Annotated in this window: 18 protein-coding genes and 1 pseudogene; 14 read left to right on the top strand and 5 right to left on the bottom strand. The window is 72.8% G+C overall.

The features are described 5' to 3' along the window. Positions 1 to 24: 24 nt before the first annotated feature. The 5 genes from ABD324_RS13080 (at position 25) to ABD324_RS13100 (ending at position 4,974) form a co-directional block, all read left to right on the top strand. A complete protein-coding gene (locus ABD324_RS13080; protein WP_344415977.1) occupies positions 25 to 1,488 on the top strand; it encodes an aldehyde dehydrogenase in 1,464 nt (487 codons plus the stop codon). A gap of 29 nt (positions 1,489 to 1,517) precedes the next feature. Further along, the gene (locus ABD324_RS13085) at positions 1,518 to 2,327 is read left to right on the top strand and encodes a mycofactocin-coupled SDR family oxidoreductase (protein WP_344415979.1); all 810 of its coding nucleotides are present in this window, start codon (positions 1,518 to 1,520) and stop codon (positions 2,325 to 2,327) included. Positions 2,328 to 2,403: 76 nt separating this feature from the next. Then, positions 2,404 to 3,315 carry an SDR family NAD(P)-dependent oxidoreductase gene (locus tag ABD324_RS13090; protein WP_344415981.1) on the top strand — a complete coding sequence of 304 codons (912 nt, stop codon included), beginning with the start codon at positions 2,404 to 2,406 and terminating at the stop codon, positions 3,313 to 3,315. 151 nt (positions 3,316 to 3,466) lie between these two features. Continuing rightward, positions 3,467 to 4,060, top strand: coding sequence for a TetR/AcrR family transcriptional regulator (locus ABD324_RS13095; RefSeq protein ID WP_344415983.1), 594 nt, complete (start codon positions 3,467 to 3,469; stop codon positions 4,058 to 4,060). A 155-nt stretch (positions 4,061 to 4,215) separates the two neighbouring features. Continuing rightward, positions 4,216 to 4,974, top strand: coding sequence for a DUF6319 family protein (locus ABD324_RS13100; protein WP_344415985.1), 759 nt, complete (start codon positions 4,216 to 4,218; stop codon positions 4,972 to 4,974). 81 nt (positions 4,975 to 5,055) lie between these two features. Here the strand turns inward: ABD324_RS13100 and ABD324_RS13105 are convergent, their stop codons facing one another. Then, positions 5,056 to 6,198, bottom strand: a complete 1,143-nt coding sequence (locus tag ABD324_RS13105; protein WP_344415987.1) for an acyl-CoA dehydrogenase family protein — start codon at positions 6,196 to 6,198, stop codon at positions 5,056 to 5,058. Between the two features lie 82 nt (positions 6,199 to 6,280). Here ABD324_RS13105 and ABD324_RS13110 point away from each other — a divergent pair, with 82 nt between their 5' ends. The 5 genes from ABD324_RS13110 to ABD324_RS13130 all read left to right on the top strand — a co-directional run bounded on the left by ABD324_RS13110 (position 6,281) and on the right by ABD324_RS13130 (position 12,110). Further along, entirely contained in the window at positions 6,281 to 6,886 is a 606-nt protein-coding gene (locus ABD324_RS13110; protein WP_344415990.1) for a TetR/AcrR family transcriptional regulator, read from the top strand. A gap of 126 nt (positions 6,887 to 7,012) precedes the next feature. Continuing rightward, complete coding sequence (locus ABD324_RS13115; RefSeq protein ID WP_344415992.1) at positions 7,013 to 9,619, top strand: LuxR C-terminal-related transcriptional regulator; 2,607 nt, start codon at positions 7,013 to 7,015, stop codon at positions 9,617 to 9,619. Between the two features lie 105 nt (positions 9,620 to 9,724). Continuing rightward, the gene (locus ABD324_RS13120) at positions 9,725 to 10,915 is read left to right on the top strand and encodes an acyl-CoA dehydrogenase family protein (protein ID WP_344415994.1); all 1,191 of its coding nucleotides are present in this window, start codon (positions 9,725 to 9,727) and stop codon (positions 10,913 to 10,915) included. Beyond that, complete coding sequence (locus ABD324_RS13125; RefSeq protein ID WP_344415996.1) at positions 10,915 to 11,301, top strand: nuclear transport factor 2-like protein; 387 nt, start codon at positions 10,915 to 10,917, stop codon at positions 11,299 to 11,301. Before ABD324_RS13120 ends, ABD324_RS13125 begins: the two co-directional genes overlap by 1 nt. After that, positions 11,301 to 12,110: a mycofactocin-coupled SDR family oxidoreductase gene (locus tag ABD324_RS13130; RefSeq protein WP_344415998.1), complete on the top strand. Its 810-nt coding sequence runs from the start codon at positions 11,301 to 11,303 to the stop codon at positions 12,108 to 12,110. Before ABD324_RS13125 ends, ABD324_RS13130 begins: the two co-directional genes overlap by 1 nt. 113 nt (positions 12,111 to 12,223) lie before the next feature. On the opposite strand, the gene ABD324_RS13135 is transcribed toward ABD324_RS13130, so the two are convergent. Next, on the bottom strand, positions 12,224 to 12,598 hold the full coding sequence (locus ABD324_RS13135; protein ID WP_344416000.1) for a nuclear transport factor 2-like protein: 375 nt from the start codon (positions 12,596 to 12,598) through the stop codon (positions 12,224 to 12,226). Beyond that, positions 12,595 to 13,755 (bottom strand): LLM class flavin-dependent oxidoreductase, encoded by a 1,161-nt coding sequence (locus ABD324_RS13140; RefSeq protein WP_344416002.1) that lies wholly within the window; start codon positions 13,753 to 13,755, stop codon positions 12,595 to 12,597. Before ABD324_RS13140 ends, ABD324_RS13135 begins: the two co-directional genes overlap by 4 nt. Positions 13,756 to 13,918: 163 nt before the next feature. Between ABD324_RS13140 and ABD324_RS13145 the strand changes: the two genes are divergently transcribed. Genes ABD324_RS13145 through ABD324_RS13155 form a run of 3 tightly spaced genes read left to right on the top strand, consistent with a single transcriptional unit; the run spans position 13,919 to position 17,852 of the window. Then, a complete protein-coding gene (locus tag ABD324_RS13145; RefSeq protein WP_344416004.1) occupies positions 13,919 to 15,346 on the top strand; it encodes a 4-hydroxyphenylacetate 3-hydroxylase N-terminal domain-containing protein in 1,428 nt (475 codons plus the stop codon). Continuing rightward, positions 15,343 to 16,170 carry an SDR family oxidoreductase gene (locus ABD324_RS13150; RefSeq protein ID WP_344416006.1) on the top strand — a complete coding sequence of 276 codons (828 nt, stop codon included), beginning with the start codon at positions 15,343 to 15,345 and terminating at the stop codon, positions 16,168 to 16,170. The genes ABD324_RS13145 and ABD324_RS13150 overlap by 4 nt, the downstream gene beginning before the upstream one ends. 14 nt (positions 16,171 to 16,184) lie before the next feature. Next, entirely contained in the window at positions 16,185 to 17,852 is a 1,668-nt protein-coding gene (locus ABD324_RS13155) for an AMP-binding protein (protein ID WP_425565832.1), read from the top strand. Here the strand turns inward: ABD324_RS13155 and ABD324_RS13160 are convergent. After that, positions 17,849 to 18,166: a WCX domain-containing protein gene (locus tag ABD324_RS13160; RefSeq protein ID WP_344416390.1), complete on the bottom strand. Its 318-nt coding sequence runs from the start codon at positions 18,164 to 18,166 to the stop codon at positions 17,849 to 17,851. The genes ABD324_RS13155 and ABD324_RS13160 overlap by 4 nt on opposite strands. Beyond that, positions 18,140 to 18,340: pseudogene (locus ABD324_RS13165) on the bottom strand (helix-turn-helix transcriptional regulator); the annotation flags it as partial. The gene ABD324_RS13160 and the pseudogene ABD324_RS13165, both read right to left, overlap by 27 nt. A 92-nt stretch (positions 18,341 to 18,432) precedes the next feature. Here ABD324_RS13165 and ABD324_RS13170 point away from each other — a divergent pair. Then, a complete protein-coding gene (locus tag ABD324_RS13170) occupies positions 18,433 to 18,846 on the top strand; it encodes a DUF6855 family protein (RefSeq protein WP_344416008.1) in 414 nt (137 codons plus the stop codon). Positions 18,847 to 18,848 lie beyond the last annotated feature (2 nt).

Consider the following 18,848-nt stretch of genomic DNA (forward strand, 5'->3'; position numbering starts at 1 on the left):
CGTCCACACTGGAGAGAGTCAACGATGTCGAGCTCTGATGGCCGCCTGTTCATCGGTGGGGACTGGGTCCCCTCCCACGGATCCGAGTGGATCACCGCCTACGACCCGCACACCGAGCAGGAGTCGGGCCGGGTGGCCGCCGCGACCCGCCCGGACATCGACGCCGCGGTCGCGGCCGCCCGCACCGCGTTCGACAGCGGGCCGTGGCCGCGGATGAGCGTTGGCGAACGCGCCGCGATCATCCGGGAGGCCGCGGCGAACCTGCGCGCGGGGACCGACGACATCGCCCGGGTCATCACCTCGGAGATGGGATCGCCGATCGCCCAGTCGATCGGGGTCCAGGTGCCGCGCGCCTACCAGATCTGGGAGTACTTCTCCGCGCTGGCCGAGGACTACCCGTGGCGGCAGCGACGGCCCTCCTACGACGAGGTCAACGCCTCCCTCGAGCTGCTGATCGAGCGCGAGCCGGTCGGCGTGGTCGCGGCGATCGTGCCCTGGAACGGTCCGCAGATCGTGGCCGCGATGAAGCTCGCCCCCGCGCTCGTCGCCGGGTGCACCGCAGTGCTCAAGCCCTCCGAGGAGGCCTCCCAGAGCTTCGGACACCTCGCCGAGGCGTTCCGGAAGGCGGGCCTGCCCGAGGGTGTGCTCAACATCGTGCCCGCGGACCGGGAGGTCAGCGAGTACCTGGTGTCCCACCCGGGCGTCGACAAGGTCTCGCTCACGGGCAGCACGGCGGCGGGCAGGCGGGTCGGCGCGATCTGCGCCGAGGCCGTCAAGCGCTGCACGCTCGAGCTCGGTGGCAAGGGCGCCGCGATCCTGCTCGACGACGTCGTGCTGGCCGACGCGATGCCCGCGCTGACCCCGCCGATGGCGTTCATCAACGGCCAGGCCTGCAACGCACCGTCGCGCCTGCTCGTGCCCGCGTCGCGCTACGACGAGGCCACCGAGGCGATCGTCGAGACCCTCCGGTCGCTGCCCTTCGGCGACCCCAACGACCCGAACACCTTCATCGGCCCGCTCGCCTCGCGCCGCCAGCGTGACCGGGTGGCCTCCTACCTCGACATCGGCAGGAACGAGGGCGCCAAGGCGGCCACCGGTGGCGGCCGCCCGGACCGGCCCGGCTGGTACATCGAGCCGACCATCTTCACCGGCGTCGACAACTCGATGCGCATCGCGCAGGAGGAGATCTTCGGGCCGGTGTACTGCGTGATTCCGTACACGGACGTCGACGAGGCGGTCCGCATCGCCAACGACACCCGGTACGGCCTCGAGGGCAGCGTCTGGACGGCGGACCCGGACCGCGGCGTCGAGGTGGCCCGCCGGATGCTCTGCGGCACCGTGGGGGTCAACTCGCACAACATGGACATGGCGGGCCCCTTCGGGGGCTACCGCCAGTCCGGCATCGGCCGCGAGTGCGGCCCCGAAGGCATCTCCGACTACACCGAGCTCAAGTGCATCATGCCGCCGATCGGCGCCGGCGCGCTTTGATCGACGTCCACCGAGGAGGAGAGAAACCCATGCCAGGACGAGTACAGGGCAAGATCGCGCTCATCACGGGGGCGGCCCGCGGCCAGGGCCGCAGCCACGCCGTCCGGCTCGCGGAGGAGGGCGCGGACATCATCGCCGTCGACGCGTGCGTCGACTACGACAGCGTCGGCTACGCGATGGCCACCGAGGCCGACCTCGACCAGACGGTCAAGGAGGTCGAGGCGCTCGACCGGCGGATCGTCTCCCGTGTGGCGGACGTCCGCGATCCGGCCGCCCTGGCGGCGGCCGTCGCGGAGGGCGTCGACCAGCTCGGCGGGCTGGACGTGGTCAGCGTCAACGCGGGCATCTGCACGGTGCAGCCCTGGGACAAGGTGACCCCGGCGATCTGGCAGGACACCCTCGACGTGTGCCTCACCGGGGCGTGGAACACCGTGGTGGCGGCGCTGCCGCATCTCCTCGCCCGCGGATCCGGGTCGATCGTGCTGACCAGCTCCACGGCGGGCATCAAGGGTCAGCCGTTCCTGACGCCGTACGTCGCCGCGAAGCACGGCGTCGTCGGGATCATGAAGTCGATGGCGAACGAGCTGGCGCAGAAGTGCATCCGGGTCAACACCGTCCACCCCACCGGGGTGAACACCCCGCTGCTCGCGGGCCTCGGAGGGATGGACGAGCTCATCGGCCTCGACCCGTCGACCGGGGGCATCTTCGTGAACTCCCTGCCGATCGAGTTCGTCGAGCCTCGGGACATCAGCAACGCGGTGCTGTTCCTCGCCTCGGACGAGGCGCAGTACGTCACGGGTCTCGAGATGACGGTCGACGCGGGCTGCACCAACCGCTGACCCTCGTCGGGCCACGGTGGGGCGTCGCTCCCGGCGCCCCACCCCGTCGTACACACGGATGCAAGGAGGCGCTCGCGTGACCGAGCCACTTCAGGACCGGGTCGCCGTGGTGACCGGCGCCGGCAGCGGGCTGGGCCGCTCCCACGCCCTCGCGCTGGCACGCGCGGGAGCCCGGGTCGTCCTGAACGACGTCGTCCTGGCGAGGGCCACCACCGTCGCGGACGAGATCCGGGCCGAGGGCGGTGAGGCGATCGCGGTCGGCGGCTCGGTATCCAGCTGGGAGGGCGGGGCCGCTGTCGTCGAGCACGCCGTGGCCGCCTTCGACCGGGTCGACGCGGTCGTCGCCAACGCGGGGGTCCTCCTCGACTCCCTGGTCGCCGACATGTCGGAGCAGACCTGGCGTGAGGTCGTCGACGTCAACCTCACCGGGTCGTTCACCGTGGTCCGGGCCGCGTGGCCGTACATGCAGCGGCAGGGCACGGGCCGGATCGTGCTCACGACGTCGGCGTCGGGGATCTTCGGCAACCGGGGGCACGCCAACTACGGCGCCGCCAAGGCCGGAGTGCTCGGGCTCGCCAGGATGCTCGCGGTCGAGGGGGCCGAGCACGGCATCTCGGCCAATGCGGTCGCCCCGCTCGCGCTGACGCCGATGAGCGGGGACACGTCGGGGAGCCGGACGAGTGCGTCCAGCGTGCTCGGCGACCTGTTCGCGCGGATGGCGCCGGACGACGTGTCCCCCCTCGTCGTCTGGCTGTGCAGCCCCGACTGCGCGACCACCGGGCAGGCGTTCTCGGTGGGTGGCGGGCGGATCGCCCGGATCTTCGTCGGCGAGGCGGTGGGATGGACCGGTGCTCGCCCGCCCGCGGTGGCGGACATCCGCGAACACTGGGCCGAGATCTGCTCGACCGAGGGCTTCCACGAGCCGCTCCGCATGGCGGACGAACTGGCGATCTACCGCACCTCGCTGCTGGGGCCGACAGCGCGGTGACGCGTCCTCCGGATCGCCGGGCCGTCGCTGGTAGAAGGCCTGTGATTGGGTCGACGGAGTCCTGGCGGTCCGGGAGTCGGGGGTTCCACCCGGGAACGAGCCGGGCCACGACACCGGGCACGATGGGACGGCGAGCTCCGAGGAGGACTGCGTGACCATCGACAGGCCGTTGCGCGCCGACGCCCAGCGCAACCGCGAGGCGATCATCGCCGCGGCGCGGGAGGTCTTCGACGCCGGGCGTTTCTTCGACATGCGGTTCGACGACTTCGCGGGCCTGGCCGGGGTGGGTGTCGGCACGCTCTACCGACACTTCCCCACCCGCGAGGCCCTGGCCGAGGCGGTGTACCACACCGAGATCGCCACGTTGCGCGACCGCGCGCGGCACCTGCTGGCCACGCGGTCCGCGGACGAGGCGCTGGCCGTCTTCCTGCGGGGCATGGTCGAGCACATCCACGAGCATCAGGGCCTCGCGCGAACGCTGGCAACGCTGTTGGCCTCCGGCTCGGACACCCTCGCCGCCGGTGGCCGGGAGCTGGAGGAGGCCGTCGCCGACCTGGTGGCCGCCGCCGCGGAGGCCGGCGCCGTGCGCGACGACGTGGGCGCCGGGTCCGTCATGATGGCGCTGCACGGCATCGGCGCCGCCCATGCGCGCCCCGGATGGCGGGCGGAGGCCGACGGGGTCGTCACCCTCCTGCTCGACGGGCTGCGCCGGCACGGTGGAGGGAGGCCCGGCCCCCGGCGGTGAGGGCGCCGGCCCGGCCGGGAGCCGTGCAGGCCGATGCAGTTCGGTGCGCCGTCCGCGCCGCCCTCACGCACCAGGCGCGCGGCCGGCCGAGGAGGGTGCGCGGCCCCTCGGGCTCCGGGTGAGAATTCACCCGGCGAACAGTGGGGAGCTGACGGATGGCAGGGCAGGGTTCGACCGCGGCACAGCGCGGGTTGACCGAGCAGGACGTGGCGGCCGTGCGCGAGGAGACGTCCTCGGGCAGGACGGTGACGGTGTGGTTCACCCCGGCGGCGGTGGGGGTGCCGGCGGGTGGGTCCGCCAAGGTCCTGGCCGTCGGTGACCTCGCGGAGGGGGACTTCATCCAGGTCCGCCCCGCGGGCTCGCGGGACGCGCTCTTCTGCTCGCCGGGCGAGCTCACCCGGAGCAGGCCGGCCCGCGGGTCGGCGAAGTCCCGGCAGCCGGCGGAGACGGCGACCGACCACACCGAGGCCCCACCCGCGGCCGCGGTCCGGCCCGTCCGCGCTCGGCGCGCCGCCCCGCCCGCGGAGCCCGCCTCCGCGACACCGGCCACCGGTCGTCCCGCGCCGGAGGAGAAGGTGGTGGCGAGCCCGGCCCCGGCCCAGCCCTCGAAGCCCGCCCCGGCGCGTCCGCGCAGGCGCAACGAGCGGTCGGGCGCGCTGACGGTCAGCCTGACCTCGACCGGCGAGGGCGACTGGAAGGTGGAGGTGCTGGTGGGCACGAGGAGGGTCGTGCCCGCCACGCCGATCCAGGCCGCCGACGTCGCCGTGGTGTCCCGCGCCCTTCCGCCGGCGGTCGCCGAGGTGATCACCACGGCGCTGGCCGAGGCCCGCCGGCGTCAGGAGGAGCGGGTGGCGCACCTGCGCGAGGAGCTCGACGCCGCCCAACGGACCCTCGAGCAGCTCGGCGTCGACTGAGGCGCGAAGCGCCGATCGGGTCACCTCCCGGCCGCGGGACCGGTGACGAGGGCGAACGTTCCGCCGAGCGGCACGGGTTCCCTACCGGTCGGCGAGTCCGCGGCTGATGACGAGCCGCTGGATCTGGTTGGTGCCCTCGAAGATCTGCATGATCTTGGCCTCGCGCATGTAGCGCTCGACGGGGAAGTCGCGGGTGTAGCCGTAGCCGCCGAACACCTGGACGGCGTCGGTGGTGACTTTCATGGCGGCGTCGGTGGCGATCAGTTTGGCCACGCTGGCCTGCCGTCCGTAGGGCCGTCCGAGGTCGCGACGACGGGCGGCGTCGAGGTAGGTGGCGCGGGCGGAGTCCACGGCGGCGGCCATGTCCGCGAGCAGGAACCCGAGCCCTTGGTGGTCGACGATCTTCTTGCCGAAGGTCGTGCGCTGGTTCGCGTAGGCGACGGCGGCGTCCAGGGCGGACTGGGCGAGTCCGGTGGCGCAGGCCGCGATGCCGAGGCGTCCGGAGTCCAGCGCGCTGAACGCGATCTGCAGGCCCTGGCCCTCGTTGCCGAGCAGCCTGTCGGGGTCGAGCAGGACGCCGTCCCAGAACGCGGTGGTGGTCGGGATCGCGTGCAGGCCCATCTTCTCCTCGGGCCTGCCGAAGGAGAGCCCGTCGGCCTGCCCGGGCGCGAGCAGGCACGAGATCCCGCGGCTGCCCTCGCCGGTCCGCGCGAACAGCGCGTAGAAGTCGGCCCGGCCGCCGTGGGTGATCCACGCCTTGGTGCCGGTGACCCGGTAGCCGCCCGGCTCGGCGACGGCCCGGCAGGTCAGCGCTGCCGCGTCGGACCCGGCCTGCGGCTCGGACAGGCTGTACCCACCGACGACCGTGCCGCCGAGCAGCTCGGGCAGCCACCGCTGCTTCTGCGCGTCGGTCCCGTAGGTCGCGACCGGGAAGCAGGCCAGGCCGTGGACGCTCGTCGCCACGGCCACTGCGGCCCAGCGGGCGGCCAGCTCCTCGAGGACCTGCAGGTACACCTCGTAGGGCTGGGCGCCGCCGCCGTACTGCTCGGGGTAGGGCAGGCCCAGCAGGCCGGCCTGCCCGAGCACGGCGAACAGGCCCTCGGGGTAGGTCTGCGCGCGTTCGTGCTCCTCGACGCGGGTGGCGAGCTCGGAGTCCGCGAGATCGCGGGTGAGGTCGAGGAAATCCTCGGCCTCCTGGGTGGGCAGGAGACGGTCGACGGCCACGGTGCACTCCGGTTCCGGTACTCACATCGGTACGATCGTTCATGACAGCGTACCGATACAACGTCCGTGGGAGAATGCCGGAGTGACGAGCGCCCCCGTCCGCCGCGGCGAGACCCGCCGCCAAGAGCTCGAGGACGGCGTGCTGGCGCTGATCCTCGGTGAGGGCTTCGCGCACCTGACCCTCGACGCGGTCGCGGGGCGGCTGCGCTGCTCGAAGCGAACCCTCTACACGCTCGCGGCCAGCCGTGAACAGCTGGTCAGGGCCGCGGTCGTCCGGTTCTTCCGGGAGGCGACCGGCCGGGTCGAGCAGGCCGTCACCGGCGCCGACACCGAGCCCGGCGAGCGCATCCGCGCGTACCTGCTGGCCGTGGCGGCGGAGCTGGCGGCGGCCGGTCCGGCGTTCTTCGACGACGTCGCCTCCTTCGCCCCCGCCGCCGAGGTCTACGAGCGCAACACCCGTGCGGCCGCGCGGCGGATCGGCCAGCTGATCGAGGAGGGCGTCGGTGCGGGGGCCTTCCGCAGCGTGCACGCCGGCTACGTCGCCGATCTCGTCGCGGCCCAGATGGTCCGCATCCAGCAACGACAGGTCGCGGCCGCCACCGGGCTCTCGGACAGCCAGGCGTACGCCGAGCTGGCCTCCCTGGTCACGGCCGGGCTGACCCGAGGGGTCAGCTCTGCGACGGCCTGATCCGGCCGGTCAATGTTGACCCCCCTGCGGGTGAGCGGCCCGCGTGGTTTCGGCCGCTCTCCTTGACGCCCCGCGAAACACGTCGGGAAGGTGGGCCGGTCCTCGTGATGGAGCGTGGAGGAGCTGTTGAACGCCAGCGAGTGGGGTGAGATCACGCGGCTCCGCGCGGACGGCATGTCGATCAAGGGGATCGCGGCCCACCTGGGGATGTCCCGCAACACGGTCCGCCGGGCCCTGACCTTCGACGTGCCCCCGCCCGACCACCGTCCCCGGGCGGGCTCGGCGTCGGACACGGACGCGCCCCGCATCCGTGCCCTGCTGACGGCGGAGCCCGGGCTGACGGTCCCCGAGATCGGGGAGCGGATCGGCTGGTCGAGGTCCCGGGCCACGCTGGCCCGTCGCGTCGCCCACGAGCGCGACCTCCTGACCGGGGACGACGACGGGGGACCGGCGCCGAGGCCCGGCCCGACCGGCTCGGTGCCCCGGTTCGCGACGGAGTTCGTGGGGCGCAGCGCCGAGCTGCGGGAGCTCCGCGACCTGCTGGGGTCGCACCGGCTCGTCACCCTGACCGGGGTCGGTGGGGTGGGGAAGACCAGGCTGGCGGCGCAGACCGCGGTGGAGCTGAACCGCGCCTTCGCCGACGGGGTCCGGGTGGTGGAGCTGGCGTCGCTGCGCAATCCCGCGCTGCTGCCCCAGGCGGTGTTCGACAACCTGGGGCTCGGGCACCGGGACCGGCCGGACCGCTCGGCCGTCGACACGCTCGTGGAGCACGTCCGCACCCGGCACCTCCTGATCGTGCTCGACAACTGCGAGCACGTGCTGGAGGCCGCCGCCCGGTTCGTCGACGACGTCCTGCGCGCCACCTCCCGCGTGCACTTCCTCGCGACCAGCCGCGAGGTGCTCAACCTGCCGGGCGAGCGGATCAGCGTGCTGCGGCCGCTGAGCGGCGACGCCGTGGAGCTGTTCGAGAGCCGGGCGCGCGACATCGTGCCGGGGTTCGCGATCGACGAGTCGAACCGCGAGGCCGTGCGCCGGGTCTGCGAGCGTCTCGACGGCCTGCCGCTCGCCATCGAGCTGGCGTGCGCCCGCCTGCGGGTGCTCTCGGTGCAGGAGCTCGCCGACCGGCTGACCGACGGCGTCGACCTGCTCTCCAGCCGGGGGCGCGGCGCCGCCGACCGCCACGGGAGCCTGCAGACTGCCATGGCCTGGAGCTACGAGCTCTGCACCCGCCCGCAGCAGCTGCTGTGGGCCCGGGTGTCGATCTTCGCGGGTGGCTTCGACATCCGCGCGGCCGAGAGCGTGTGCGCGGACCGTGCGTTGCCCGCGGCCGAGGTCCTCGACTGCCTCTACGACCTGGTGGGCAAGTCGGTCCTGCAGCGGGAGGAGTCGAGGGGCCAGGTGCGCTTCCGGATCCTCGAGACGATCCGCGAGTTCGGCCACGGCCTGCTGACCGACGAGGAGAGCGAGCGACTGCACGAACGGCACCTCGGGTGGGCCAGCGGGCTCGTCGCGGAGTCCGTCCGGACCTGGTTCAGCGGTGGACAGTTCGCGATCTCGGAGCGCCTGCGCGCCAACCTGGCCAACGTCCGCAAGGCGCTGGAGACCGCGCTCGCCGTCTCGTCCGACGCGGCCGCCGCGCTGGTGTCCGCGCCGTGGTTCCTGTGGGCCTGCGGGCTCTCCGCGCGGGAGCACGCGATGTGGCTGGGCAAGGTCCTGGAGCGGGAGGACCTGGACCCGGGCCGGCGGGCCGCGGTGCTCGGCACGCTCGGCCTGGTCAGGACGATGCAGGGCTACCAGGCCGCGGCCGATCCGGTTGTCGCCGAGGCCCTGGAGCTGGCCCGGCGGGCCGGCGACCGGCCCGCCACCGCCTTCGCCCTCGACGCCCAGGGTCTGGGCCTGTTCTTCGGTGGCGACCACGGACCGGCCCACGAGCTGCTGACGAGGTCGCTGGCCTGCTACGAGTCCCTCCCGGACGTCCGGGAGGACCTGCCCTGCGCCGTGCGCGTCCACCTCGGACTCCTGCTGTGCTTCGACGGCCGCACCGCGGAGGCCGCGCGCTACTTCGACGACGTCCGGGGCCGCTGCGAACAGGTGGGTGAGCGCTGGATGCTCTCCTACGCCGTGGTCGGCCAGGGCCTGGTCGCGGTGGTCGAGGAACGCTTCGCCGACGCCGTCGCGCTGGCCCGCGAGAGCCTCGCCCTCAAGCGGGACTTCGAGGACGCGGTCGGCACCCCGCTGGCCATGGACGTGCTGGGGTGGGCGGAGGCCGGGGCGGGCTCGGCCACCCGCTCGGCGACGCTGATCGGCGCGGCGTCGGTCCTCTGGCGGGCCTTCGGCCAGCAGCTCTACGGCTCCGCGCAGTGGATGGCCCGCCGCGAGCGGTTCGTCCTGCGCGCCCGCTCCGAGCTGGGCAACGCCGCGTTCGACGCGGCCGTCCGCCGGGGTGCCGCGATGACCATGACCGAACTGATGGACTTCGCGCTCGACCGGCAGGTCGCGGGCGGCCCGGTGGGCGACGACGGGGTGACGGCGGTGCTGTCCCGCCGCGAGCGCGAGGTCGCCGGCCATCTCGCGGCGGGCCGGACGAACCGCGAGATCGCCGAGGTGCTCGTGGTGTCCCACCGCACGGTCGAGGGCCACGTCGAGCACATCCTGCGGAAGCTGAACCTGCGCAACCGCAACCAGGTCGCCGTCGCGCTCCTGCAGGCGGGGACCGGCGCCACCCGATCGTGACGCGGACCACGTGGCGGACCACGTGGTTGCCCGGATTCCCCCGGCCGTCCGGCTCGACAGGCTGATCCCCGTCAAGCGAGCTGTGACCAACGGAGGCCGACACTCATGACGGAGACACTCACCAGGCCGGCTGCCGACGGCGCCGGCACGGTCGACTACGTGGCGCGGGCCCGGAGCCTCAAGCCGATCATCGACGCCGAGGCGGACACGATGGAGGCCGGCGCCACCATCACGAAGCCCGTGGTGGACGCGCTCGCCGGGGCGGGCCTGTTCTGGGTCCTGGTACCCACGGAGTACGGCGGCGCCGGCGAGGGCATCGTGACCTCGCTGAAGATCGTCGAGGAGCTGTCCCGCGCGGACGGGTCCGTCGGCTGGGCCTTCATGGCCAACGCCTTCTCGACCGGTGTCGCGGCGGGGTTCTTCTCGACCGAGGGCGCCGAGGAGCTGTACGCGGGTGCGGACAAGGCCGTCACGGCGGGGATGATCCTGCCGACCGGCACCGGCAAGCGCGTGGACGGCGGCTACGAGGTCACCGGCACCTACGGCTTCGCCAGCGGCTCGCACCACGCGTCGCGGATCGGCGCGGGCTTCGTCGTGGTCGGCGAGGACGGCACCCCGGAGATGAACGGCGAGATGCCGGTCTGCCGGATCGCGTTCGTCCCGCGTGAGGAGGTCGAGTTCCTCGGCGGCTGGGACGTCATGGGGATGGCGGCGACCGGCAGCGACAACTACAAGGTCGACGGCCTGTTCGTGCCCGAGTCCCGCACGATGGACACCTTCTCCACCGAGCCGGTGCGCCCCGAGGCCGTGTACAAGCTCGGCATGCTCGGTATCGGCGTCGGCGGCCACGCGCCGGTCGCGCTGGGTATCGCGCAGCGCGCGCTCGAGGAGATCGCGCAGATCACCAAGGAGAAGAAGCGTCCCGGCTACCCGACCGTGGTCGGCGACTCGGAGATGTTCCGCCGCGGCTTCGTCGAGAACGACGCGCTCCTGCAGGCCGCCCGCCTCTACGTCTACCAGGCCCACGCCGACGCCGAGGCCGCCGCGGCCGCGGGCACCATCACCGACGAGCACCGCGCGCGCCTGCGCCAGGCCGCGACCTGGGTGCAGAAGGTCGCCCAGGACATCGTGACCTGGGCCTACAACTGGGGCGGCTCCGCCTCGATCCGCAACCCCAGTGTGCTGGGCCGCTGCCTGCGGGACATCTCCGTGGGCGCCCAGCACATGCTCGTCGAGCCGATGACCCTGGTCGACGCCTCGGCGCCGATCATCGCCGGCTACCTGAAGGAGAACTGATGTCCGACGCCCAGAACCTGACCGACGCCTTCGCCGCAGCGGACAAGGGTGACGCGAGCCTGCTCGTCGACCTCTACGCGGATGACATGACCTGGGCCGGCTTCCAGGCCGACGGCACCCAGACCGTCTTCACCAAGGGCTCGTTCCTCGAGGCCTTCGGCATCCTCGCGAAGCTCGACGAGGCCCGCAACGAGGTGGTCCGCACGGAGGAGACCCCCGAGGGCCTGGTGATCGCCTGGATCCAGGCCTACCGACGCAAGGGCGACGACGTCCTGGACTTCACCCTCGTCATGGTCCACCAGTTCGTGGACGGCAAGGTCACCCGTGGCGCCGACGTGTGCCCGCCGAGCTTCGGCGAGTACTGGAAGCGCCTGGGCCTCGCCTGATGGGACGCGTCGAGGGAAAGGTCGCCCTGGTCACCGGGGCGGCGCGCGGTCAGGGCCGGGCGCACGCGCTGCGGCTCGCCGAGGAGGGCGCGGACATCGTGGCGGTGGACGTCTGCGCCGACCTGAACGTCCCGTACCCGTCCTCCACGCCGGAGGACCTCGCCGAGACCGTGGCGCTCGTCGAGAAGCTGGACCGGCGGATCGTCTCCGCGCAGGTGGACATCCGTGACCTGAGCGGCCTGAGGTCCGCCGTGGACGGTGCGGTGGCCGAGCTCGGGCACCTGGACGTCGTGGTGGCCAACGCCGGGATCTGCGTCCCGGCGATGTGGGACCGGGTCACCCCGGAGCTGTTCGAGTACCACCAGAGCGTCAACGTCACGGGCACCTGGAACACCGTGATGGTCGGGGCGCCGCACCTCGTCGCCGCGGGCGGCGGCTCGGTGATCATCACCAGCTCGGCCGCCGGGATCACCGTGCAGCCCTTCCTCGTGCCGTACACGACCAGCAAGTTCGCGGTGCGCGGCCTGGCGAAGGCGTTCGCGGTGGAGCTGGGCGAGCACAACATCAGGGTCAACAGCGTGCACCCGTGCGCGGTGCAGACCCCGATGGGCGGCGGCGACGTGCTGGGCATCATCGGCGAGGCCCTCGAGGCCCACCCGAAGCTCGGCGGGATGTTCACCAACATTCTGCCGCTGGAGCAGGCCGAACCGCGGGACATCGCGAACACGGTGCTGTTCCTGGCCTCGGACGAGTCCCGCTTCATGACGGCCCACGAGCTGTCCCCGGACGCCGGCGTCACGGAGTACTAGGCACCGCCTCCTCCGCCGGACCCGGCGCCGCTGCTCGAGGGACGGCAGCGGCGCCGGATCCGCGCGGGTCCGCGGCACCGGGACCGGTACGACGTGTTGGCGGGCCCGGCCGGTCAGCTCAGCGCGGCGAACAGCCCGGCGAGCTGGGCGGTGTCCACGTACTCCTCGATCCGGGTGACCTGCCCGGATCCGTCGACGTGGACGGCGAGCGCCGCCGGGGCGCGGAAGGCCGTGCCGTCCGGGAGCGTCCCGGTGACGGCGTAGCGCGCCCAGGACACCCCGTCCACCAGCGGGGTCGTCCGGACCTCGACCAGCCCGAAGTCCGGGACCACCGTGCGGATCCCGCGGACGCTCTCCAGCGTGTCCGGGACCGTCGGGGCCTCGACCTCGTCGAAGGAGTGCCATGTCACGGCGTCCGCCGCGAACAGCCCGTCCTCGGGTTCGAGGGTGTTCAGGGCCTGCACCACGCGGTCCGCGAGCTCGCTCATCGCACCTTCTCCTGCTCGTAGCGGGCGGTCATGTGGGCGACGGCGTCGAGCTGGGCCTTGGAGTGCACGTCCCGCCGTTCGGCGGCCCGGCGGGCCGCCGCGATCGTCGGCTCGGCCTGGCCCTGGAAGTGCGGGGCGACGTCCCGGGCGAAGATCTCGAAGGACCGTCGGGTGGCCGTCGGGTCGGCCCAGTCGTGGCCCATCAGCAGCATCGTGCCGAAGCCGCCGGCCTGGTCGACCAGGCGCTGCACCTGGGCGCGGGCCTGGTCGGCCGTGCCGATGACGCCGATCCCGGCCGCGTTGACGAAGTCGATCATCTCGTCGAGGTCGTTCCCGGAGACCGCCATCTGCGGGAAGGCCGCGACCTTCTGGAAGTACCGGAACCAGTGCTCGATCCCGTACGCGACCTCGCGCCGGGCCTGTTCCTCGGTCTCGGCGAGGTGGAAGGGGCCCACGAGCCGCCAGCCGGACCGGTCGACCGTGGTGCCCGCGGCCTGCGCACGCTCCTCCATCACGTTCCAGTGGTGGGCCAGCGCGTCGAAGCCGTCCGCGGACAGGGTGGCCCCGATGCTCAGCAGACCGAGCCCGTGGGTGCCGGCGAGCCGCGCGCCGGTGGGCGACGCGACCGCGGCGACCGCGATGTCGAACAGCGGATCCGAGTACGGCGCCAGCTGGAGCTGCGCGTCGACCAGCTCGTGGGTGCGCGTCCTGGCGGTGACGGTCTCACCCCGGAACAGTCGCAGGATGATGTCGAGGTTCTCCTCGAGCAGCTCGCGGGTCTCGGTGGGGTTCAGCCCGATCATCGCCGAGTCGGTGGGCAGCGATCCCGGACCGACGCCGAACAGCGTCCGGCCCCGCGTGAGGTGGTCGAGCATGATCATGCGGTCCGCCACCCACAGCGGGTTGTGGTAGCTGATCGAGGTGACGCCGGTGCCGAGCTTGATGCGGCGGGTGCGCTGGGCCGCGGCGGCGATGAGGATCTCCGGGGACGCGTAGATCTCCGAGCCCGCGCTGTGGTGCTCCCCGAACCACGCCTCGTCGTAGTCGAGCGCGTCGAGGTGCTCGACCAGCTGCAGGTCCTGCTCGAACGCGACGGCGGGTTTCACCCCGGGATCGTGGACGGGGGCGAGGAAGATGCCGAACTTCAGCCTGGCCATGTGACCTCCCATGCGGCGCTGCGTGTGTCGCCTGCCACCCTCAGCGCCCGCCGGCCCGCTGCACAGTGCACGAAGGTGGACTTCCCGACGTCCCCCGGCGTGCACTCCCGCGGCCCGGACCGGCGCCTCTAGCGTCCATCGACCCCCGATGAAGGGACATCCCATGGCTCTGCGCACCGCGCAGCAGTACCGCGACGGTCTGCGGGACGGCCGGCGCGTCCACTACCGCGGGGAGCGGGTGGCCGACGTCGTCGCCCACCCGGAGCTGCGACCCGCCGTCGACCACTCGGCCCTCTGCTACTCCATCGCGGAGGACCTGCCCGATCTCGCGGTGCGCAAGGGCACGGAGGCCGGCACCGATCCCGAGACCTACTCGGCCTTCTACCACCTCCCGCGCACCCCCGAGGACCTCCGCGACCGCGGCGCCCTCATCGAGGAGGTGTCGCGGCGCGGGGCGGGCACGATCGTGCTCAAGGAGGTCGGGTCGGACGCGTTGTTCGCGCTCCTGCGCGCGACCGAGGGCGCGGGGCTGGAGCGCGCACAGGCGTTCTACCAGCGCGTCCTCGAGGAGGACCTCGCGCTCGCCGTGGCCCAGACCGACGTCAAGGGCAACCGCGTCCTCGGCCCGTCGCAGCAGTCCGATCCCGATCTCTACCTGCGGATCGTGGACTCCGATGCGGAGTCGATCACGGTGCGCGGGGCCAAGACCCACACCTCGTTCTCCGCGAACGCGGACGAGATCGTCGTCCTCCCGACCCGGGCGATGGGCCCCGGCGACGCGGACTGGGCGGTGTCGTTCGCGGTCCCGGTCGACACGCCGGGGCTCGATCTCTACGTGTCGCCCTACGCGGCGGGGGAGCGCGACGGGTTCAGCTTCCCGTTGAGCTCCAGGCACAAGCTGCTCGAGTCGCTGACCGTGTTCGACGACGTCCGGGTCCCACGGGACCGGGTCTTCCTCGAGCGCCGCCCGGAGCTCGCCGGGCCGCTGGCGATCGCGTTCGTGGACTACCACCGCTTCACCGCGGTGAACTACAAGCTGCCGATGCTCGACATCATCGTCGGCGCCGCGCACCTGGTGGCCGAGGCCAACGGCATCTCCCGCGCCGGGCACGTCCGGGACAAGATCGCCAAACTGATCGCCTGGTCCGAGACGGTCCGGGGCCTCGCCGAGCTCTCCGCCCTGCGCGCCCGCGAAGGGGCACAAGGGGTCTGGCTGCCGGACCCGCTCGCGGTGAACATGGCCAAGTACACCTTCGCGCACGGCTTCCACGAGGCCACCGCGACGCTCGTCGACCTCGCCGGAGGCCTGCTCGCCACGGGGCCCGGGATCGAGGACTGGGAGAACCCGTCGATCCGGGCGGTGCTCGAGAAGTACTACGCCGCAGCGGTTCCCGCGGAGGAGCGGCTGCGGATCCTCAACTTCGTCGGGGATCTCACCGCACGGGACTACGGCGGGTACCAGGCCGTGCTGGCCACCCATGCCGAGGGATCACTGGAGGCGGAGAAGATGCAGATCGCCCGCTCGTACGACCCGTCCACGGCCGTCGCGTACGTCCGCGACCTCGCCGGGCTGGGGGTCGGTGGCCGATGAGTGCGCTGAAGGACCGGACCCTGCTGATGTCCGGCGGCAGCCGGGGCATCGGGCTGGCCATCGCGGTCGCGGCGGCCGGTCGCGGCGCCAACGTCGTGATCCTGGCGAAGACCGACCAGCCCGATCCGCGGCTGCCCGGGACCGTGCACACCGCGGTCGCCGAGATCGAGGCGGCGGGCGGGCAGGGCCTCGCCGTGGTCGGCGACGTCCGCAACGAGGACGACGTGGAGCGCGCCGCCGCGGCCGCCGTCGACCGGTTCGGGGGGATCGACGTGGTGGTCAACAACGCCTCCGCGCTGAACCTCACCGGCACCGCGGAGCTCACGCCCAAGCGCTACGACCTGATGCAGGACATCAACTCCCGGGGCACGTTCCTGCTCTTCAGAGCCGCGTTGCCGGCCCTGCGTGCGTCCGATCGGGCGCGGGTGATCACGCTGTCGCCGCCGATCACCCTCGCCCCGCACTGGCTCGGGAGGTTCCCGGCCTACGCGCTCAGCAAGTTCGGCATGACGATCCTGACCCTGGGCTGGGCCGCCGAGTTCGCCGGCGAGGGCATCGCCGCCAACTGCCTCTGGCCGGAGACCGCGATCAAGACCGCGGCGGTGCAGAACCTGCTGGGCGGCGGGGACACCGTCGACCGGTCCCGGGATCCGCAGATCATGGCCGACGCCGCCATGGCCCTGCTCGAGCTGCCCCAGGACCGCACCGGCCGCGTCTACCTCGACGTCGAGGTCCTCCGCGAGGCCGGCACCACCGACCTCGCGCCCTACGGCGGCGGGCCCGATCCCGAGCTCGACTTCTTCGTCGACGAGCTCAGCTCGTAGAGCAGGAGAGCCACTTGTCCACCGACCACGACAGGCCCTGGCTGGCCTTCCACACCGGGCGTGCACCGGACGACCGGTTCGAGAGCGCCCTCGACATGCTCAGCGCCGCCGTCGCCCGCAACCCCGGGGGCGACGCGGTGCGCTACTTCGACGGCCGTCTCTCCTACGCCGAGCTCGACGCGCTCAGCGACGCCTTCGCCGCCGGCATCACCGCCGCGGGATTCACCCCGGGCGACCGGGTGGCGCTGTTCCTGCAGAACGTCCCGCAGTTCGTGATCGCGCAGCTGGGCACCTGGAAGGCCGGCGGCATCAGCGTCGCGATCAACCCGATGAACCGGGAGCGGGAGGTCACCGAGCTGCTGCGCGACAGCGGGGCGAGCGTGCTCGTGACGCTGGAGTCGCTGTACCGCGACGTCGCGGCCCACGTCGTCGGCGACGGCGGGGACAGCACCGTGCGCACGGTCCTCACCACCTCGGAGCTGGAGTACCAGACCGTGGACGATCCGCGGGTGTTCGCGCGGAGCGCGCGGATCGAGTGCCCGGGCGCGCAGGACATGACCGAGCTGGTGGAGCGCTTCCGGGGCCGGCCCGCGCCCGTCGTCGCCACGAACGCCGACGACGTCGCGGTCCTGACCTACACCTCGGGCACCACCGGCCCGCCCAAGGGCGCGATGACCACCCACCGGAACCTGCTGTTCAACGCCCGCACCTACCGGGACTGGGTCGGGCTCGACGAGACGGACGTCGTGCTCGCCGTCGCGCCGTTGTTCCACGTCACCGGGCTGGTCGGGCACCTGGCGGTCGCCGTCCTCACCGCCACGCCGCTGGTGCTGATGTACCGGCTCGATCCGGCGTTGACCCTGGACACCGTCGAGGCGGAGGGGGCGACGTTCACGGTCGGCTCGATCACCGTCTACATCGCACTCATGAACGTGCCCGACGCCTCGCGCGCGAAGCTCGCCACCCTCGGGAAGATCTACTCCGGTGGTGCTCCCGTCCCGCCGAGCACGGTCGAGGCGTTCCGGGCGGCCTTCGGGCACACGATCCACAACATCTACGGGCTCACCGAGACCACCTCGCCGTCGCACGCCGTGCCGTTCGGGACGGAGGCGCCGGTGGACGAGGCGTCCGGCGCACTGTCCGTCGGCGTCCCGGTCTACGACACCGTCGTCCGCGTGGTCGACGAGGACGGGGTGGAGGTCCCGGTCGGCGACGTCGGCGAGCTGGTGGTCGAGGGCCCGCAGGTGGTGCCGGGGTACTGGAACAAGCCCGAGGAGACGGCTCGCGCGCTGCACCGCGATCCCGCCCGGCCCCGTGCCCTGCACACCGGCGACGTCGGCTACCGGGACGCCGAGGGCTGGTTCTACATCGTCGACCGCAAGAAGGACCAGATCAACGCGGGCGGGTACAAGGTGTGGCCGCGCGAGGTCGAGGACGTCCTGTACGAGCATCCCGCCGTGCGGGAGGCCGCCGTGGTCGGGGTGCCGGACTCCTACCGCGGCGAGACCGTCAAGGCCTTCGTGTCGCTGCGGGCCGGGGCGGCGGTCACGGGCACCGAGATCGTCGCGTTCGCGAAGGAGCGGATGGCCGCCTACAAGTACCCGCGACAGGTCGAGATCCTCGACGAGATCCCGAAGACGGTCAGCGGCAAGGTCCTGCGCCGCGAGCTGCGGGAACGCTAGGTGGTGCCCCGGGCGTAGAGCGCCGCGGTGCGCCGGGCCAGCCCGGCGACCTCGGCCCGGAGCTCCTCGGGACCCAGGACCTCGACGGTCGGGCCGAGGGCGAGCAGGTCCGCCGCGGCCCGCCGTCCGGGACCGAGCCGGAAGGTGGCCTCGCACCAGCCGTCCGGATCCGTCTCGGGTCGGACGCGCAGGCCCGGCAGGGTGGCGAGGGGGATGCCCTCCGGTGAGATCCGGATCGTCGCGCGGGCCGGCGGCCCGGCCCCCCAGGTCAGGAGATCGGGCGGGATCGTCGACCTGCCCGGGAGCAGCTGGATGCCGCCGCCGGCGCCGCGCGTCGCGTAGATCGGCACGCCCGCCCCGGACAGCGCCTCGACGTCCCGCAGGACGGTGCGCCGGCTGACCTCCAGCCGGGTCGCGAGCCGGGCCGCGCTGATCCGGCCCTCGGCGTGCAGGATCGCCAGCATCGCGACCAGCCGGCTCGCCCGCATCCCGGCAGGGTCGCGCGTCCGGACGAAGGTGACAAGAGATGTCACCTTCCGGGTCTAACGTGCCCACCGATCACCGGCGACGAGGAGCAGGCATGAGCACGGTCGAGGGCACGGGCACGCGCGAGGACCCCTGGCGGCTGACGACGCCGCCGGGGTCGTCCGAGTACGAGGCCTACCGTGATCCCGGGGCCGAGCCGCCCGCGCTCGTCGTGCAGGTCGGCACGACGCAGCTGCGCTACCAGCTCCGCTGCATCGACGACCTGCACGCGATGCTGAAGGCCCACGGCGACTGGATGCCGCTGGGCAACGCGGACGAGCAGAAGCCGACCAAGCCGGACACGGTCGAGGACTGGGGCCGTTCGGCCGACAACCCCGTCGGTGGCTGGTACGGCATGAAGAAGGGCCTGCGCGGCCGCTTCGGCAACTACGTCCCGCCGGTCCTGGAGGTGCTCGGCCTGGCCGAGGTCGAGCACAACGCACGCAACAACCGCATGCGGGCCGTCTGACG

Source organism: Pseudonocardia ailaonensis (assembly GCF_039531635.1).
Classification (GTDB): Bacteria; Actinomycetota; Actinomycetes; order Mycobacteriales; family Pseudonocardiaceae; genus Pseudonocardia; species Pseudonocardia ailaonensis.

Excerpts from the sequence above, each read along its gene's own strand:
- ABD324_RS13080 (WP_344415977.1), top strand. The coding sequence starts at position 25 with ATGTCGAGCTCTGATGGCCGCCTGTTCATCGGTGGGGACTGGGTCCCC.
- ABD324_RS13085 (WP_344415979.1), top strand. The coding sequence starts at position 1,518 with ATGCCAGGACGAGTACAGGGCAAGATCGCGCTCATCACGGGGGCGGCC.
- ABD324_RS13100 (WP_344415985.1), top strand. The coding sequence starts at position 4,216 with ATGGCAGGGCAGGGTTCGACCGCGGCACAGCGCGGGTTGACCGAGCAG.
- ABD324_RS13120 (WP_344415994.1), top strand. The coding sequence starts at position 9,725 with ATGACGGAGACACTCACCAGGCCGGCTGCCGACGGCGCCGGCACGGTC.
- ABD324_RS13125 (WP_344415996.1), top strand. The coding sequence starts at position 10,915 with ATGTCCGACGCCCAGAACCTGACCGACGCCTTCGCCGCAGCGGACAAG.
- ABD324_RS13130 (WP_344415998.1), top strand. The coding sequence starts at position 11,301 with ATGGGACGCGTCGAGGGAAAGGTCGCCCTGGTCACCGGGGCGGCGCGC.
- ABD324_RS13135 (WP_344416000.1), bottom strand. The coding sequence starts at position 12,598 with ATGAGCGAGCTCGCGGACCGCGTGGTGCAGGCCCTGAACACCCTCGAA.
- ABD324_RS13140 (WP_344416002.1), bottom strand. The coding sequence starts at position 13,755 with ATGGCCAGGCTGAAGTTCGGCATCTTCCTCGCCCCCGTCCACGATCCC.
- ABD324_RS13145 (WP_344416004.1), top strand. The coding sequence starts at position 13,919 with ATGGCTCTGCGCACCGCGCAGCAGTACCGCGACGGTCTGCGGGACGGC.
- ABD324_RS13150 (WP_344416006.1), top strand. The coding sequence starts at position 15,343 with ATGAGTGCGCTGAAGGACCGGACCCTGCTGATGTCCGGCGGCAGCCGG.
- ABD324_RS13170 (WP_344416008.1), top strand. The coding sequence starts at position 18,433 with ATGAGCACGGTCGAGGGCACGGGCACGCGCGAGGACCCCTGGCGGCTG.